17 protein-coding genes are annotated in these 17,996 nt (G+C 40.5%); 6 read left to right on the top strand and 11 right to left on the bottom strand.

Going from position 1 to position 17,996, the window contains the following annotated elements:
• Positions 1-38: 38 nt before the first annotated feature.
• The gene (locus tag QUB80_RS17500; RefSeq protein WP_289790794.1) at positions 39-2,252 is read right to left on the bottom strand and encodes a Piwi domain-containing protein; all 2,214 of its coding nucleotides are present in this window, start codon (positions 2,250-2,252) and stop codon (positions 39-41) included.
• Positions 2,249-3,064, bottom strand: a complete 816-nt coding sequence (locus QUB80_RS17495) for a PD-(D/E)XK nuclease family protein (protein WP_289790793.1) — start codon at positions 3,062-3,064, stop codon at positions 2,249-2,251. Before QUB80_RS17495 ends, QUB80_RS17500 begins: the two co-directional genes overlap by 4 nt.
• Positions 3,065-3,170: 106 nt before the next feature.
• On the opposite strand from QUB80_RS17495, the gene QUB80_RS17490 reads away from it, so the two are divergent.
• Entirely contained in the window at positions 3,171-3,527 is a 357-nt protein-coding gene (locus tag QUB80_RS17490) for a helix-turn-helix domain-containing protein (protein WP_289790792.1), read from the top strand.
• A 227-nt stretch (positions 3,528-3,754) separates the two neighbouring features.
• Here QUB80_RS17490 and QUB80_RS17485 read toward each other — a convergent pair whose 3' ends face one another.
• The 4 genes from QUB80_RS17485 to tyrS form a co-directional block, all read right to left on the bottom strand.
• Positions 3,755-3,958 (bottom strand): hypothetical protein, encoded by a 204-nt coding sequence (locus QUB80_RS17485; protein WP_289790791.1) that lies wholly within the window; start codon positions 3,956-3,958, stop codon positions 3,755-3,757.
• 684 nt (positions 3,959-4,642) lie between these two features.
• The gene (locus QUB80_RS17480; protein ID WP_289790974.1) at positions 4,643-5,314 is read right to left on the bottom strand and encodes a hypothetical protein; all 672 of its coding nucleotides are present in this window, start codon (positions 5,312-5,314) and stop codon (positions 4,643-4,645) included.
• Complete coding sequence (gene pyrF, locus QUB80_RS17475; protein ID WP_289790790.1) at positions 5,311-6,030, bottom strand: orotidine-5'-phosphate decarboxylase; 720 nt, start codon at positions 6,028-6,030, stop codon at positions 5,311-5,313. The genes QUB80_RS17480 and pyrF overlap by 4 nt, the downstream gene beginning before the upstream one ends.
• Positions 6,031-6,140: 110 nt before the next feature.
• A complete protein-coding gene (gene tyrS / locus QUB80_RS17470) occupies positions 6,141-7,310 on the bottom strand; it encodes a tyrosine--tRNA ligase (RefSeq protein WP_289790973.1) in 1,170 nt (389 codons plus the stop codon).
• Positions 7,311-7,487: 177 nt separating this feature from the next.
• Here tyrS and QUB80_RS17465 point away from each other — a divergent pair, with 177 nt between their 5' ends.
• Positions 7,488-9,410, top strand: a complete 1,923-nt coding sequence (locus tag QUB80_RS17465; RefSeq protein WP_289790789.1) for a transglycosylase domain-containing protein — start codon at positions 7,488-7,490, stop codon at positions 9,408-9,410.
• A gap of 138 nt (positions 9,411-9,548) precedes the next feature.
• Here the strand turns inward: QUB80_RS17465 and QUB80_RS17460 are convergent, their stop codons facing one another.
• The gene (locus QUB80_RS17460; RefSeq protein ID WP_289790788.1) at positions 9,549-9,872 is read right to left on the bottom strand and encodes a DUF1825 family protein; all 324 of its coding nucleotides are present in this window, start codon (positions 9,870-9,872) and stop codon (positions 9,549-9,551) included.
• A 747-nt stretch (positions 9,873-10,619) separates the two neighbouring features.
• Between QUB80_RS17460 and QUB80_RS17455 the strand changes: the two genes are divergently transcribed.
• Together QUB80_RS17455 and QUB80_RS17450 are read left to right on the top strand one after the other, a co-directional pair.
• Entirely contained in the window at positions 10,620-10,994 is a 375-nt protein-coding gene (locus QUB80_RS17455) for an NINE protein (RefSeq protein WP_289790787.1), read from the top strand.
• A 250-nt stretch (positions 10,995-11,244) separates the two neighbouring features.
• Complete coding sequence (locus tag QUB80_RS17450; RefSeq protein ID WP_289790786.1) at positions 11,245-11,787, top strand: ComEA family DNA-binding protein; 543 nt, start codon at positions 11,245-11,247, stop codon at positions 11,785-11,787.
• On the opposite strand, the gene QUB80_RS17445 is transcribed toward QUB80_RS17450, so the two are convergent.
• From QUB80_RS17445 to QUB80_RS17435, 3 genes are all read right to left on the bottom strand, one after another.
• Positions 11,784-12,083, bottom strand: a complete 300-nt coding sequence (locus tag QUB80_RS17445) for a DUF7734 family protein (protein ID WP_289790785.1) — start codon at positions 12,081-12,083, stop codon at positions 11,784-11,786. The two genes, QUB80_RS17450 and QUB80_RS17445, sit on opposite strands and share 4 nt — an antisense overlap.
• Positions 12,084-12,152: 69 nt before the next feature.
• A complete protein-coding gene (locus tag QUB80_RS17440; RefSeq protein ID WP_289790784.1) occupies positions 12,153-12,749 on the bottom strand; it encodes a DUF3177 family protein in 597 nt (198 codons plus the stop codon).
• A 397-nt stretch (positions 12,750-13,146) separates the two neighbouring features.
• Positions 13,147-13,368 carry a Calvin cycle protein CP12 gene (locus QUB80_RS17435; RefSeq protein ID WP_289790783.1) on the bottom strand — a complete coding sequence of 74 codons (222 nt, stop codon included), beginning with the start codon at positions 13,366-13,368 and terminating at the stop codon, positions 13,147-13,149.
• Positions 13,369-13,753: 385 nt separating this feature from the next.
• Here QUB80_RS17435 and QUB80_RS17430 point away from each other — a divergent pair, with 385 nt between their 5' ends.
• Complete coding sequence (locus QUB80_RS17430) at positions 13,754-14,968, top strand: FIST signal transduction protein (RefSeq protein ID WP_289790782.1); 1,215 nt, start codon at positions 13,754-13,756, stop codon at positions 14,966-14,968.
• 169 nt (positions 14,969-15,137) lie between these two features.
• On the opposite strand, the gene QUB80_RS17425 is transcribed toward QUB80_RS17430, so the two are convergent.
• Positions 15,138-16,238 (bottom strand): metallophosphoesterase family protein, encoded by a 1,101-nt coding sequence (locus QUB80_RS17425; protein ID WP_289790781.1) that lies wholly within the window; start codon positions 16,236-16,238, stop codon positions 15,138-15,140.
• Between the two features lie 559 nt (positions 16,239-16,797).
• On the opposite strand from QUB80_RS17425, the gene QUB80_RS17420 reads away from it, so the two are divergent.
• Complete coding sequence (locus QUB80_RS17420) at positions 16,798-17,985, top strand: MFS transporter (RefSeq protein ID WP_289790780.1); 1,188 nt, start codon at positions 16,798-16,800, stop codon at positions 17,983-17,985.
• Positions 17,986-17,996 lie beyond the last annotated feature (11 nt).

The following is a 17,996-nucleotide window of genomic DNA, read 5'->3' as shown; positions in this document are numbered from 1 at the left end:
ATGAAAATGACTGGTATGCTAACTTGAGGCGATCGCAACTACAGCCAAAACTGACGATCGCCTTCCATAACGCTAGGACGAATACCTTGTAATCGTAAATAAGCCATGCGATCGGAACCATACAATGGCATCGGTAAGCGGGGTTCTTTCAAGGCTCCATGATGCAATAGCGTTAGTTTTAAAGTTGTTTCTAAAACACTTTCTATTGATACTTGATGCCCTTGCTCACGAACAGTCAAACGTATAGGACGAGCCAAGCCAATTGTATCAGGAACTTTAGTAGTAACCAGAATAGCTTCACAAGACGATAAACAAAGTGCTAATCCTTGTGATGGTGCTGTCACAGCTTTTTGCTTGATGTTGTACAAGCGGGGAACACCAGATTTTTTACATTCTACTAAGATAAATTTGGCACCTATGGCTTTGGCTCTATGTGCTAAATAGTCAGCTTCTTTGCCAACAAAGGCACCATCACGGTAAATTAAGACGGTTTTGTTTGCTAATTCAGTAGCAGGTAATAATCGCTCCAAGAGTTTAGGTGGTATTATCTCACCATCTATAAGATCGTCTTCGAGTCGATAGCGAACGAATTCTCCTTGCCTGCCATATAAACGTACACTTGCACAAGCATTTCTTGTTCCTGCTTGCCTCTTTTTTGAAATCCTCGAAATATCTAAGCCAATAAAATAGTCAGCAGCTTCTAAAGGTTCAGCCAGAACGAAAGGCAAATTTCCCAACTTGGCTATTATTCCCGGAATAACCTGGTTCAATATATACTGATAGCTTTCAGAATTACTTAAAGTATCCTCATAAATTATCTGACTGGCAATCTGACGACGCAGCAGCAAAGAGTAGATTTGATGGTAGAAGCTACCTTCATCTGTATCATCAGCATGGCGATCGCTCTCAGGTAAAAACGCTAAAACAATATCATGTGGTATTTCAACTAATTCGTGAACTGCTTTCTCAACGGCTACTCTTGACTCTGTTTTAGTTAAGTTTTTGACTGATAAAGATTTTTTTGTAATCACCTCACTTTTAAAGCCGTATTTTGCTAAACGTTGAGTTAACTGCTCTATAAATGAGGATACTGTTACATCACATAGTTTCAGTGCCGCAATCTGAATAACTTTTGATTTATCTTGGAATTGAACGTGACGACGATAAACACCACCTTTTGATAATCCCTTGAGAACTTCAGTTCTGTTGACAGTAATACCATTACCAAAAAGTAATCTTGTATCTTCTAGTTTGACAGGGTGTTCCCAAAATATGTTTGGATAGTCACGGCTATTGATACTAAGTTCTAATTGCATTCCATAAACTGCTAAAGCCTCTTTTGCTGTTGTTTTGTACGAAGTCAACAGTTGAATTCTATCTTGATGAGTGATTTTAGCAGCCTTGAGTAACTTTCCATATTCGACTCCCAATAGATTAGCTGTTGCAGATGTAACGCAAGGACGTAAAGCTGCCATCGCATAGTAAAAATGTCTTGTATCTTTACCAAACTGTATGGCAACAATAGGTTGCTCGTCTGGTGCATCTTGCAGTGCTTGTTTACTAGTTAAACCAGTAGCCTTTGCTAGTAGTTCTTCTCGATGCTCTCCAATATTTCCGATAATATTTACAATTGTGGCGTTATTACCTCGTTCCTTTTCTTGAACGTTTAAACCTATTAAAAATTGTTCCGGGTTTTGTCGTTGAGGATGTTTTTCGTAAAAGTCAGCTAAAGTGTCGCGAAACATAATACTGCTGCAAATCGTTAAAGTAATAGCAGCTTTTACGTCATCTGTTAATTCAAGAGTTTCTGACCAAAAATCTGGCTCTCTTTTGACTATAATTCCATTTTCGGAAAAAGCTATTGGAGAAGCAAATTTAGTTTTATTTAAGACTTGAATAGCTAATCGCGAATAAATTAAATGTGTAGGTTGAAAATGAGAGACTAATTGCAAACAAAATAAGTATTCTTTAAAATCTTCTACTTCATTTTGAATAATTTTTAGTGCTTCTTGTAATTCTTCCTTACTTGGTAATACTCTATGATGTGCTGCCAAAACCCAAAAATAGGATTTGTGCCATATTACAACAGTCTCAGGTAATTTTTGACTAAAATGGTAACTCAAGCGATTACCATCTTTTTTTTCAACTTCAGGCACAAGTTGAAAACACATTAAATTAAGTTCTAAAATTTTGAGTGGAAAAACTTCACTAAAAGAAGTGTAAGTGGGGGAAGTTGCAATAGCAACAGTCATGCAGAAACCTCAAATTGATAAAATTGACAAATTGATGTGAATTGACAATGACGGCAAGAAATACCCGGATTAGCTGGAAATATATCGGCAAAATCAGATGGATTTTTCTTATAGCGCTGTAACTCTTTTTGATGTTCTTGGGCTATTTGCACTAATTTTTCCTGAATTGCTTTTAATTGAGCATCTGTAGCAGTAATTAATTCAGACTGCTTACCATTTTCCAAGTTATAAAATGAAGCAACAGCTTTTTGTTGAGGGTAGAGATAAGTAGCTGCTAAAAGGTAAACAAAAGCTTGTCTTCTATCAAAATCAGATTTACCTGTTTTGAAATCTAAAATGTGTAGTTTGCCATTTAATTCAATAAAAATGCAGTCAATAGCCGCGAATAAATTAAAAAAATAGTTACCTTGCTGAATAAGAATTGGTTCTGGAATTCCTTCATCTCCTCGACTCAGTTGGATAATCTTCTTTCCCAAAAGAATCGGTGACTGATAGTAGTTTTCCAAAATTTTCATAACTCGCTGCTGAACTTCGGCAGATTCTTGAGCTAATTTCAGCTTTTGCGCTACTATCTCCACACCATTTGATTGGCATAATAATTGAATATCTTGGTGAAATTCATAGATACCTTTTTGTGCCAATAAGCCAATTTGTTGAGGAATAGTGTCTTGCTCTAAAAGAGACTTAACCAATAGTTCTTTTTTTCGCGCTCTAGTAAAGCCTCGTTTCATATCACAGTGCCAATATTCTTTTCCTACAGGTGGAACAAACTGTGACCAAATGTTAAAACTGACATACGGCCGCCACACCATAACTTATGTTCTCATTTATGTTGATTTTTTATTCAACACCAAGCTAGCCTAGATTGATTTTTTCGTCAACGTGATGATATAATGTGCGGCCGAGTAGGAAAAAACAGTGAGTCAAAGTTTTGGTGAGCTTATACGTCAAGCCCGCAAAGATAAGGGATTAAGTCAACGTGAGCTAGCAAAACTAATAGGGCTAAATTTCACTTATCTGTCTAAACTAGAGAACGATCGCGCAGATTATCCTCCAAAGGAAGATGTGATTAGAACTTTAGGCAAGAATCTAGATTTAAATCAGGAAGAGCTAATCTTTTTAGCTGGGCGCATTCCCCAGCATGACGAAGACTTTATTAAGCAACATTACAAGGCAATGCCTGCTCTATTTCGTCGGATGCAGGAGAACCCTGATTTTGCTAGAAGGGTTTTTCGAGAAGCCATACAACCAGAAAGTGAGGAGAAGCAAGGTTGAGTATCATCAAAACGAGTACTCTACATCATCTATCTTTAAATTTGACGCGATCGCCCACTAATACCAATTTCCTCTAAAGATATCTTTATTGTAGAAACGTGCCGTGGCACGTCTCTACATGATTTATATGTATCGTGATAAACGTGAAATGGTGTAAATCCTGGGTAAAACATGAAAGAGGGAACAGCATTACTGCACCCCTCACTTTACTCCCTACTAGCAAAACCCTACTCTTGATCGTTTGGTTTTTGCGGGCGCTCAACAGCAGCAGGCTTCACTGTTGCTTCATCAGTTCTAGTAGAAGCATCGCTGCGATTTCCTACAACTTCTTGAGGATCTTGTACAGCATCATCGGCAGCATTTGTTAAACCGCTAGCATTAACGTTGGGTTTGGCAGAAGTGCCTTTATGACTTGCGTTTCCACCAGGCATAATCTTTCCTCAAATTGCGTAACTGAATATACTCAGCTTAGATTCGTAAAAATGAGGAATACCCTATCCCCAGGCGTAAATTTGTACTATATTTATACTGCTATAGACACTTTCTGCAACTATTCCTGGGCTGCGGCTAAAACTTTGTCTCTTATTGCGAACCACCATCTCATCTAGTTTTTATAATCTCACCTTATAAGTGTCATGTAGCTATTCTCCTCGGATAATAGGCAGAATAACCTTGTGTCAAGAGAATCTGGTAAACTTAGCTTTTTGGGAAAGGCGATCGCTTTCTTAACAAGCAAATAACATCTAAATAGCTATTTATATCTTTTGATATCAAAATATCCTTCTACAGGAAGAAGGAATAAATGGGGAAAATCTCTCTAAAGAAAGAATTACACTAAAAATGAATGATTAAAAATACTAATTAAACACGATGTGAAAAATCACCGCATCCCACATAACACAATGACACCCTTGCCATGGCTATAGCTATGGCATTTACATTTTTAATATCATAATTCGACGCACAAAAAAAGTGGAAATTTAACTCAGTCGAACTGATTAATTTAAAGTTCGTAGTCAGGGCTTGAGCCGCTTAAAAGTCTTATGCACAGTGGTAACATCGCTTATTACGAACAAAATTCCTTAATTATGTCCACCTGGTTTTGTGGTGGCAACTTACTTTTTGAAGTTCTCGCGCAAGCTTCCTGCACGACAATCGCGCAACCACGACTTGATGGCTTGAGCAACAGCACTGTTACTACTTTCCCGTGGCGGAGTCGGCGGCTTTTGTTTGGGATAGGAACCTGTCTGAGAAAACATCATTACCATCCACCAACCACTTTGAGTTTTTGTCAAAAATAGCCAATGGAATTGCTGCAATTCAATAGCTTTCCCTTTGACATACTGTCTTTCTAGAGTAGTAAAAAATACTTGTTCTACACCTTCTGAAACCCAGTTTGCTGTTTCCAGGGAATCTTCGGCAGGGTTAAGTGGTAGCGGTGTAAATTCAGGTTTTCCCGCTACCAGCATATAACTATAAATATCAACTGACCTTTTGAGACGACGAGCACGTTGCGTGGTTCTATTGGAATAGGCAGGTAAATCCCGCAAAAGCTGTGTAGTTAATGATTCTATATTTTTTTCAGAACAAGTAGTTGTTTCTTGCTCTGGCTCATCCCTCTCCATTGTTGAAGAGGGAAGAATATTTCCACCATTTGTACTGGTGGAAAGGGATATTAGGGAAGTGAGGTTAATCGCTAAAGCTTGATAATTTAGCCAATCGCAAATCAAAAAAACAAAAGCTACAACCCACAATCCATAATTTATCTTTCTCACACCTAAATTCATGCCAGCGCTGCTAACTCCTCGCAGATTCTCTTCCAAGCTAACTCAGGTTCTACAGCAGCAGTGATCGGACGCCCAATCACAAGGTAATTTGCTCCTGCCTTTAATGCTTGTACTGGAGTCAGCGATCGCTTTTGATCACCTTTTTCTGCCCAAGTCGGACGTACCCCCGGACAAACTAACAGAAACTCATTGCCACAGGTTTCCCGTAATTGTGATACTTCCTGGGGCGAACAAACTGCACCATCCAACCCAGATGCTTGAGCCATCAGTGCCATGCCAAGGGCATATTCTGGCAATTCTAGAGGAATTTTTAAATCAAAAGCTAATTGCCGAGAAGAAATGCTAGTCAGCAGGGTAATAGCAATAAGTTTTGGCGGTTGCATGCCCGCTTGTGCAGCTCCTATCTGTACTGCCTCTGTTGCCACTTTGAGGGCATCACTACCAGCAGTAGCGTGAATTGTGAGCAAATCTACCCCATAACGAGCCGCCGCCCGGCAAGCACCAGCAACGGTATTGGGGATATCGTGAAATTTTAAATCTAAGAAAATTTGCTTCTCGCGAGATTTTAGTTCTGTTAAGATTTTCGGCCCAGTGCTGGTAAACAATTCTAAACCAACTTTCCAAAAGCTGACTTGTGGCAACTTCTCGACAAGAGCGATCGCAGCTGCTTCATCCGGCACATCTAAAGGAACAATAATTTTCTGATCGGGATTCATCTGTGGTTCATTATCAAAATTAGGGGGCTAGGGACTAGGGATTAGGGACTAGGGACTAGGGACTAGGCTAGATTCTTTCCCAGTACCTAATACCGAGTACCCAGTACCCATTAATTTACAAATCTGACAAACTTGTTTTTCCCAAGTTGCAAAACTCGTCCGTGCAATTCCTTTGCTTCCTGGAAAGAGGTATCGACATCGGTGATGCGATCGCCGTCGAGTCGTACCCCGCCCTCTTGAATTTTCCGTCTTCCTTCTCCACTGCTTTTGCACAATTGAGTAAGATTGAGAAGGTAGGATAATTTGGCTGGAAATTGCACCTGGGAAAGAGAAAATTCAGGTACATCACCTGCTTCGATCTGGGTGACGGCTTCTTGTCCGTGATATTGCTTGACTATCTCTTGCGCCAATAATTTTTGGCGATCGCGTGGACTTTCTGGCAATTTATCTAGAGATAAATCAGTCAACAGTTCAAAGTATTGTTTCAGCAAATGATCTGGGACGCCTTGCAATTTTTGATATTTTTGTGCTGGATGTTCCAACAAGCCTACGTAATTACCAAGTGACTTAGACATTTTTTGTACGCCATCAGTACCAATCAAAATTGGTAACAGCAATCCAAATTGAGGTTTTTGCCCAAAATGACGCTGTAAATCTCTTCCAACTGCTATGTTAAATTTTTGGTCAGTACCACCCAATTCTACATCTGCCTCGACAGCGACAGAATCATAGCCCTGCATCAACGGATAGAGGAACTCATGCAGAAAAATTGGATTCTCTTTTTTATAGCGTTCAGCAAATCCCTCCTTTGCCAACATCTGTCCTACAGTCATAGTAGAAAGTAACTCTTGAATTTTTTCTAAGTCCAACTTAGAAAGCCACTCGGAGTTATACCTTACCTCTAAGGAGCCAGGTGTGTCGAAGTCCAGTATTGGCCGTACTTGATCGAGATAGTTCTGGGCGTTTTTCGCCACTTCTTCTTGTGTAAGTTGACGACGCACCTCCGATTTCCCTGTAGGATCGCCAATCCTAGCCGTAAAATCTCCAATAATCAGTACTGCTATATGACCAGCATCTTGAAACGCTCGCAGTTTTCGCATTGGTATGCTATGACCAAGATGAATCTCCGCACCCGTAGGGTCGATTCCATATTTGACTCGCAAAGGTCGAGTTGTAGTCGTTAAGACCTTTTCTAAACTGTCAACTTCACTGTCAGAATCAGTTGGTTGTGGAAAAATTTCTGCAACACCACGATGCAACCAAGAAAAATCTTGCGTCATACTACTAAGAGATTGATTTTTACCTATGCTTTGTACTATCGAAGTAAGGTTAGTTCTAGTCACTAGCAATTATTCCGTTTGTCCATCTGCTCAGACTAATATAATTGCAAAAAATTAACTGCCTTGCTTCACCGAAGAAATTATAGTTATATTTACAAGTGAGGAAGTGATAACACCGTGTCGTCAAGTACTTTTGAAGATAAAGAATCTCAAGCTGGCGCTTCATCCGGCTTTGAGTTTTTAAAAGGAGTCGGTCAGGTAGCTGGCGGTACCCTGCTGTCAATCACAATGCTAGCAAGTTCTGTCGTGGCAGGAGGACTAGTTGGTTTAGCAATTAGTTTCCGTAACTTACCAGATGTAAGGCAGTTACGTAACTTCTTACCATCCGAAACTACTTACATATTTGATATTAAAGGCAAATTATTAACAAGAATCCACGGGGAAGCCAACCGAGAAGTTAAACCTCTAGATAAAATTTCTCCGGAACTCAAGCGGGCAGTTCTAGCGAGTGAAGATAGTGATTTTTACTACCATCACGGTATTAATCCCAAGGGTGTTGGACGTGCTGTAGTCACTAACTGGGCAGCTGGTGGAGTACGTGAGGGTGGTTCTACCATTACCATGCAGTTGGTAAAAAACCTGTTTTTGAGTCACAGGCGGGAATTTACCCGGAAAATTGCCGAAGCAGTACTGGCGATTCGTTTAGAACAAATTCTCTCTAAAGATCAAATATTGGAAATGTACCTCAATCAAGTGTATTGGGGTCACAACAACTATGGAGCGCAAACGGCGGCACGTAGTTACTTTAATAAATCGGCAGAACACTTAAATTTAGCTGAGGCGGCAATGATGGCGGGCTTGATCCAAGCTCCGGAAGAATACAGCCCATTTGTCAATATGGAAAAGGCTAAATATCAACAAAAAGAAGTGTTAGGACGGATGCTCTCTTTGGGCTGGATCACCCAAAAAGAATATGATGATGCCCTCAACCAAAAAATCACATTAGGCAGAATTAAGTCGTTCCAGGGTAGTGCGCTGCCTTATGTAACAAACAGCGTCGCTCAGGAAATAGCCAGGAAGTTTGGACGTGAGACACTCCTTAAAGGAGGGATGCGAGTACAAACTACCGTTGATGCCGATTTTCAAAGAATGGCGGAGGAAACTGTCAGTAAGTGGCACAAAACTCTTCTCGGTCAAGGATTGTCCAAGAACCAAATGGCCCTTGTGGCAATTGATCCACGCACCCATTTTGTCAAAGCACTGGTAGGTGGCGTAAACTCTAAAGCTGGAGAATTCAACCGAGCTACTCAAGCTTACCGACAACCAGGATCTGCGTTTAAACCATTTGTTTACTACGCTGCTTTTGCAACTGGTAAATACGGCCCAGAAACTGTAGTTTCTGACACCCCAGTCAGTTACCGAGATGGTAGCGGTTGGTACAGCCCACGCAACTACGATGGCGGATTTCAGGGTTCTATGACAATTCGTACAGCTTTGAAATTGTCTCGTAATGTCCCGGTAATTAAAATTGGTAAATCTATAGGTATGAATAAAGTTGTCGAGACTTGTCGTACCTTGGGAATTATGAGTCCGATGGAACCAGTAACTTCTTTACCTTTGGGTGCTATTGGTATGACACCTATGGAAATGGCTGGTGCCTACGCTACTTTTGCAAATTATGGCTGGCAATCGCCAACAACAGTAATTATGCGTATCACTGATAGTGCTGGCAATGTGTTATTAGATAATACTCCTAAGCCCCAGATGGTCTTAGAACCTTGGGCAGCAGCAGCAGTTATAGATACGATGCGCTCGGTAATTACGGATGGTACTGGTAAAGCTGCTGACATTGGTCGTCCAGCGGCCGGTAAAACAGGTACGACTTCTTCCGAGAAAGATATTTGGTTTGTAGGTACTGTACCCCAGCTAACAACTGCTGTTTGGGTAGGTAGGGATGACAACAAACAGTTAGCTAGTGGTGCTACAGGTGGTGGCAAAGTAGCACCCGTATGGCGCGATTTTATGCTCAAAGCGCTCAAGGATGTACCAGTAGAAAACTTTAAATCACCTTCTCAGTTTCCTCGCCCTAAAGCAAAATAAAGCAAAATAAAGGGACTAGAGACTAGGGGATTATAAATCAGAGTATAGAAATTAAGAACTAGGAATTTTTTATTTAGAGTTTTGATTTTAGAATTCTGTTTCTCTATCTGCTATTCCTTAGCTCCTACCCCCTATTCTCTAGATTTGCTTTTCCAGTTCTGCTTTCATCCGTTCAAGGGTGAGTTGCATTTGGTCGAACATTTGCTGTGGAGTGACGCCAAACTGACTCAGCTGAGTTTTCAACTGCTGTACAGTCATTTGCGCCATGAAATCCTCAGATAGCTCGAATCGCTTCATAAAAACACGATACCGATCCATCATGGCTTCCATTTGCTCAATAAACAGCTTTTTCCCCTCGCGATCAAACTTGCCGTAGTTGTTACCAAGTTTGATCAACGCTTGATAATCTTCAAATAGCTGTTTAGCTTCTTGCTGAACTATCTCAGAGTCAAAGAATCCCATGTTACTTCGTATATAAATGAGTACCGCGAATCAGTAGCTCACTCTATTTTCAAACTTTTGCCTCTACCTATTATTCTAGTCTAGGTAAACAACACACAGAAAAAACTTCGGTTAGAGTACGGTTTATTATCGAAATTTCACTACTTGACGAAGTAGGCAAGATGGTAATTCTACGTTAATTTCTAAAAAGAGAAGGACTCAGAACCCTGACTTCTAGAAGAAGTTGGGTTTTTGTCATTCACAAATCATTCAGGATTGCTATGTCAGAACCGCTTGTGATTAAAATTTGCAAATGGGGATGCTTGAGTAATGATAAATAAGTCAACATAAATAAACTAAAAATATAGAACCCCCACTTATTGGAGAAGTCGGGGATATTACAGAGCGTATTTATTGTCAAGGGAGGGATAATGACAGTAGATTTTTCTGAATACAACACTCTCTATTTTGAAAGTTGAAAGAACCTAAATTTAATTTGTTACTCGGTTTTGGCAAATAATCTGACGGTAAGACAAAAAAGTTTTCTTGACAATGAACCTTGAAATAAATTACTAGAACTAATGAACAAATTTTACAAAAGATAAGTGTTGTAGATAAATACTGAAACTTGCTGGTAGTTACGGGGTATGGCAAAAATAAAAGTGTAAAGAACTGTCAAATTTGTGGTGATGGTGGTAACGCTCTCCCCATATCTTGGGTGGCTGTCTTACCGTAAAAAATATGGTAGTAGTAAATTAATTGGAAATTATGTTAACTAAGCGAAAAAGCCGAAGTGTTGCTGCCGTTTTAGCTTTTGCTGGTACACTGACAATTTCAGGTTTACATAAGTTTTATTTAGGACAGCCAGTGTGGGGTGTGTTGTATGTGTTACTTTCTTGGACACCCATACCCAAAGTAGCTAGTGCCATTGAGGGAGTTTGGTACTTAGCACAGGATGAAGAAGCTTTTGATCGCAATTTTAATCAGGGTAAGTCTGCTGCTCGCAACTTGTACTCAGGAGCAAATCAAGTGGGAGCGATCGCTGAAGCTTTACGTGAGTTAGATGCTCTACGTCAAGATGGATTGATTTCTGAATATGAATTTGAGCAAAAGCGCCGTCAGTTACTCGATCAGATTTCTTAATTTAGTAGTAGAAACGGGTTTAGAAGATAAATTAAGTAGAACAAGGTAAATAATTAAAGGTTTGTAGGGTGGACTTTAGTCCTCCAATAAGGACTGAAGTCCTTACTATGAACTAGATGCCAACATTTTTACATTACTTCACATAGTTTGGTTTTTTCAAGTCGTTCTACTTATCAGTTTTAACGTCAACATTAGCAGCAAAACCCACCTCTACTATCTACTATCGGCTACCCACTATTCCCTAAGTGCTATGAATCAAGACAGGCTATCGTTTCGACTCAATCCCAGACTACAAAAATTACGTTCTAAACTACTGAACGATCCTTATTATCGACTGCAATCAACAGAAGAAATTGCGATCGCTGCCTCCTTAGGTATCCGCATAGATGCTAATCAGGCAACTGTAGATGATTGGTTGCGCTTGCCGGGGTTATCGATTCACCAAGCGCGATCGCTGGTGGATATTTCACGTGTCGGTGTTAAATTTTACTGTATTGAGGATGTGGCTGCGGCATTAGGCGTATCAGCACAGCGACTAAAACCTTTCGAGCTAATCCTTATTTTTAGTTATTATGAAGACGAAACTGAAGATAAGATCACCTATGTCATCAACCCCAATACAGCAACGCTTGAGAGCTTAATAAAAGTACCTTTTATAGATACATCTTTAGCAGAAGCAGTCGTTGAAAATCGTCTCTCAAAAGGCCCTTATCAAAATTTAGTTGATTTCCAGCGACGGCTCAATCTATCCGGTGATATTCTTGCTCAACTAATGTATTATCTGAAGTTTTAAACTCCCACTTGTAAAAGTAAAGCTTGCATACTTTCCCAAGTTAAACCTTGTTGGATATAACGAGGAGCTTCAGGATTGTAAGGGCTATAAACTCGGTCTATTTTGAGAATATTTGCTTCTTCTGGCAAAATAGGTACATCAGGATCAAAGGCTGTAGGACGCATCAAAGAACTAGAAAATCCTCGAAAAATAGCGATTTGGTCTTCTTCTCCAGCAATTTCTACCGTCACAAGTAACACTTCTTGAGGACGTTTGGTAGTGTATTGCTCTAGTCTTTTACCTATAGAATTTTCCATATAGGTGTTTTATTAGTAGCTAATTGCTTTTTGACCATGAGCAAGCAACCCTCGCAAGAGTTTTACACCCTACTGTTGTGTTGCTGAACGTCCCTGCTTACCCAATTTAATTACGACAAAATAGCTTAAGTAAAGCACGTAAATTACTAAACAAATAATGGCAAGAATGCCAAGAAAGCCAGGACTAGTTCTAGGATGGAAAAACTCTTTAAATAGTAATGGTGCCTCTAGCCAGACACGACAATTGGGGTTGTTGCTTAGATTTGTAGAAAAAGCACAACCTAAAAAAGGTATAAAGGCAAGTGAACCTAAAATACAATAAAAAGTTGTAGCCCATCGCCAAGAAGTAAAGGTTAGCTTTAACGGGCCATTAGGGTAATACTCAATTTCATCATTCAGATCCACCCAAAACCAGAGAGAAATAGGTATCAAGATACGAGCCATAAACCCAGCAATAAAACTGACTGGATATTGGGCAATCATTAAGTAAATCGTAATGACTAGCAAGCTCGATACTCGCCAATAAATAGTTAACAAGCGTTGTATTCCTTCGGCTTTTTGCACAAATGCCCAGATTAAAAGAACAAGAGGAATAATCACCGTAAATAATACTGCTAGTCTGTAATCCATCCAAACTAGGGGACGAAACCAAACTTCATTATTCATAATGCTTCCAGGAACTTTAAATAATAGCTAGATAATATACTTACTACCTAATAGCTAAAAACTTTATTAGGCTGTTAGTAGCAACTCTAAAATCAACAACTCATATACTGCAATAAGTCAATTTCCTTGAGTAGCCTCAGGGAGAGTTAGGGAACTCACCCTTATTGGCAGAATTCTTGACGCCTTCATCATTAACTCAAAAAGTGAGCAATTTTCTGGTTTCTTTTTCAGAACACACTTGAGAATTGCTACTTCCTTTTCTCATGTAATTACAAAGAATTAAACAAGAGTAAAATTTTGAGCTTCAGAAAATACGAAGGAGCAAGAGTGGAAAATTAATTAAATAGCTCCGAGTAGCTTGTTGCGACTCAAAAAGAAAACTGAAATTAGTTTATTTTTAGTCGTCGTAAACCCGGCATTCATCAGCCTCAGGGTTATCATCGCAATATTTCTCGAAAGCTGTTTTTGGCTTTGATTGCTTTTGGTGCGAAGCTTCTGCTTGTAGTTCTTCTACTGCATCCCAAGCTGCGGCGCACTCGGCTGAGTTGCTACCTGTTGCATCACAGACAGCACGAGCTTCTTCACGTTCTTGTTGGATTTTGTCTTGGATGTTGGACATAGTCGTGTTCTTGCAATGTGTAGTTGATACTAGTATGGAAAAAGAACAGGGAAAGTTATTGTTGCTGTATTCTTAACTATTTTAGCTACTGAGTTGCTAGTTTGAGTATTTTTACTTGCTACTTAATCACAATTACAGCAAATAACGGTATAAATGCTTGATTACTGAGATGTTTTAAGATTTGGCAGAACATTTACTAGAAGTAGAGATTATACAATATCTTTAGATGTGTGTAATAGAGATGTGTGTACTAGGGAATAATAACCTTAGTTTTCTGGGATAGATACAAAGGGCTGGCTTCACCTAGTGCGGTATGCAATTTTATGTTTTCCAGAATCAAAAATAAACAAGTTACTAGCCCCATAAGATAAAGAACGTAAAACTCATGGCAGACCAGATGCAGTGGACAAACGCCCTGTCAACCCGTCCTTCTCTAGAAGCAGCTGTTGCAGATGTTGTGGAACGGGCTACCTCTTCATTATCAGCTCCTGCGGATTTAGGGCTGGTATTCATTTCGTCTGCTTTTACAAGTGAGTATTCGCGATTATTGCCTTTGTTGGCACAACAGCTTTCAGTGCCTGTGTTAATTGGCTGTAGTGGTGGTGGTGTGATTGGCTCAACTATAGAAGGACAAACCCAAGAATTGGAAGCAGAGCCAGCCCTCAGCCTAACTTTAGCCCACCTTCCAGGGGTGAATATTAAAGCTTTTCATGTTGTTGCCGAAGATTTACCGGATTTGGATGGCGCACCTAATGCTTGGATTGATTTAATAGGTGTGCCTCCTGCTCCTACGCCCCAATTTATTTTATTGTCTGCTTCTTTCTCTTCTGGCATCAGCGATCTATTACAAGGACTAGATTATGCTTATCCTGGCTCGGTGACGGTGGGAGGACAGGCTAGTGGTGGTGTAATGGGTGGTCGAATCGGGCTTTTTTGTAACGATCGCCTGTATCGAGGAGGAACGGTTGGTGTGGCTTTGAGTGGCAATATTGTTTTAGAAACGATTGTGTCACAGGGATGCCGACCAATTGGTAAGCCATATCAGGTAACTAAAGGCGATCGCAATATCATTTTGGAACTGGATGAACAAGCACCACTTGTAGTGTTGCGAGATGTGATCGCCGATCTAAGTGACGAGGATCGAACACTGGCACAGCATTCTTTATTTGTTGGTTTGGCAATGGATGAATTTAAGCAGTGTTTGCAGCCAGGAGATTTTTTAATTCGCGATATTCTCGGAGTCGATCCTGCCGGAGGAGCGATCGCGATTGGCGATCGGATTCGTCCCGGACAACGCTTGCAATTCCACCTACGCGACGCGGAAGCCTCTGCTGCTGATTTAGAATTCCTCCTTCAGCAATATCAAACTCAACAATCTTGTGTTGAGACTGCCGTCGGTGCATTAATGTTTTCCTGCGTAGGACGAGGTGCAGGACTTTATGGCAAATCGAATTTTGACTCGCAGCTATTCCAGCATTATTTAAATAATATCCCTCTGGGGGGTTTTTTCTGTAGTGGCGAAATTGGCCCTGTTGGCAGTAGTACTTTCCTACACGGTTACACTTCTGTCTTTGGTATTTGTCGAGAAATTAGGGACTAGGGGCTAGGGACTAGGGAGTGGGCAAGTAAAAGAGGAAGAGATGAGGGAGATAGGGAAGATGGGGAAGAATTTACTCTTATTACTTCCTCACCTCCCTCAACTCCCTCAACTCCTTGTCCCCCCGTGTCCTCTTCCTAGTACCCAGTACCTAATCACCAGTACCCAATCCCTAAAGCAGCAACGTGCTGTTGTTATCAATTAAGGTAGGTGCGCCACCGGTTGCGATCGCTCCATACTTCTCAAAATAGCGGCGTATTTTAGGGGGAAAATGCGGGTAGTCAAATAGCGCATCTCCATTGGCAATATTTGCCCAAAAGTCTCGGAGAGTGGGAGTAAATTCCTTTGCCTGTTCTACAGGTAGGTTGAGGGGAGGTAGTGTGAGGAATTTCATCAAAAAGGGAGTACTGCGATCGCCCATCCATTTGCGTGATGCTTGTTGCAAATCTGGAAAATCTGGTACGGACTCAACCCGATGAGATAAAATCTGCAACCACTGCCTACCGTGGTTATCCTGGCGAAATTCTAAAACTCGATACGGATGAGGATAACTAACTAAAGAACCAGTAGTAATATCATATACTTCCTGAGAGTAGGCTACATCTTGAACGTGTAAATGTCCTGTAAATACAAGCTTGACTCCATAGTGCCGTAACAACTGTAATAATTCCGGCGCATTTTCCAACATATAGCGATTTGCCATCGCGTGGCGTGATTGATTCGGCAGATGCTCAACCACGTTGTGATGTATTATCACCAATACCAACTCATCTCCAGAGGCAGCTAGCACCTCTTCTAACCACCGCATCTGGTTGATGTCTAAGCTTCCTATTTGCTCTCCCCAGTCATTAAAAGAATTAGAATTCAGACCGATTAGTCTCACACCTGGCAGCACTTGACAAGTGTAGTAGCATTTTTCTGGTTCGGTGTAGCCAAACTTACGATAATAATAAGGGAAATCCGCAAAGGCAATTGATTGATGATTAGCGTGTAAAACGGGAACGTCATGGTTGCCAGGCACCACATAGGTGGGAAAAGGCAACTTTGCGAGGCGTTCTTGTAACCAAGCGTGATTATCTGGCTCGCCGTGCTGGGTTAAATCTCCTGGTAGCAAAAGAAAATCTAAATTTAGTTGTGTTAAATGTTCTAGAACACTCTCAAAAGCTGGAATGCTGACTTCCACCAAATGAAAGCGACTAGGATGATCCCAGATTGTATGGGGACACGCAACGTGCAAATCGCTGACTATGGCAAAGCGAAAATTGGAAATCATTGCAGTAAGGACTATCTTAAAAATTAGCGTTTCAAAACTCTTTGCAGATGAGTATAACCTTTGCTTTCTAATTCTGCTGAAGTGCGATCCCGCTTAATATTTGTATACAAATTACAGCTAGCAACTAACAGTTATTAATTAGTCTGTGAAGAAAATTATGTCTTTGAGTAGGTGTAAAGTTACTAAAATTTTGGTTAGCTAAAGGTAGATAAATACTTTGTCTTTTGCTCACATAACTTTCAATCATCAGATAATTTGTCTGATGATTTTTAATAGTAGGGTGTGTTACGCGCTGCTTTAACGCACCCTACAGTTTAAGGTTTACTTTATAAATGCTTTTTTAACTTCTGGCTTGTAAAAGAGTTGAGTCAAGAAGCAATGTTCCTACTCAAGAACAGTTACAGGAATTCTGCGGGTGAAAGTTCAAAACTCGGCATCTTTTGGAAACAGAGCAATAAAGCAAAGCACATAATTAATAAATATTACGTAAGTAGAGAAATATGGGTATTTTGTTGTAAATCATCAGAGAATTCACCTGATGATTTTTTGTATTAATCCTATGGAAACAAAAGTTGGTTTAAATTTCCAGAAAATTCCTCATAATGTTTGGATATTAGGTTTCGTTAGTCTATTGACAGATATTAGTTCCGAGACAATCCACTCTTTGTTGCCTTTATTTCTCGTCTCGGTTTTAGGAGCTGGGGTGTTAACTGTTGGCTTGATTGAAGGTATTGCAGAAGCAACTGCTTCGGTATTTAAAATTTTTTCTGGAGCACTGAGCGATTATCTGGGGCAGCGTAAGGGGTTAGCAGTATTTGGATACGGTATATCTACACTGGTTAAACCCCTATTTGCACTCTCGACTAGTCCGAACTGGGTGTTGATAGCTCGCTTTGGCGATCGCTTAGGAAAGGGGATTCGGGTAGCGCCCCGCGATGCATTAGTCGCTGATGCTACTCCCGTTGGTATGCGTGGATCTGCTTATGGATTGCGCCAATCTCTCGACACTATAGGAGCATTTTTAGGACCTTTAGCAGCATTTTCTTTGATGGCGCTTAGTGGCAATAATTTCCGCCTTGTATTTTGGTTGGCTGTAATTCCGGGTGTTCTGGCGGTGATTCTACTTGCACTTGGTATACGCGAAACGGGTACAACAGCCCATAAGCAGTCTCGAAGTCATCCATTGCACTTTCAAGCTCTTGCAAGCTTGAGTCGAGAGTACTGGATTTTGGTAGTGGTGGCATTATTATTTAATTTGGGCAACTCCAGCAATGCTTTTTTGTTACTTCGTGCTTCTGAGGTTGGTATTTCCGCTACCTTGGTGCCACTTACACTGCTCGTCATGAATCTGGCTTATTCCCTTAGTGCTTATCCAGCAGGCATACTCTCTGACCAATTGGGACGAGTTAAACTGCTGGTTGTAGGGTTTTTGTTATATGCTCTAGTCTACTTGGGCTTTGCTTTTGTTCAATCACCTTGGCAAGTCTGGAGTTTGTTTGCTCTCTACGGCTTACATTTAGGTATTAGTAAGGGAGTATTGTTGGCGCTAGTATCGGATAAAGTTCCTGCTGCACTGCGAGGAACTGCATTCGGGTTTCTCAACCTAGCAGTGGGTGTAGCACTTTTGCCAGCTAGCCTTTTGGCTGGTGGACTGTGGCATCAATTTGGCTCAACAATAACCTTTATCATTGGTAGTATATTTGCACTGGTCGCAGCGCTGGCACTACTATTCAATAATTTTGAGTGATTGAAAATAGA

Origin of the sequence: Chlorogloeopsis sp. ULAP01, from assembly GCF_030381805.1 — a bacterium.
GTDB lineage: Bacteria > Cyanobacteriota > Cyanobacteriia > Cyanobacteriales > Nostocaceae > Chlorogloeopsis.
Note: the sequence above shows the minus strand (reverse complement) of the source record. Positions and strands in the feature narration are given on the sequence as shown.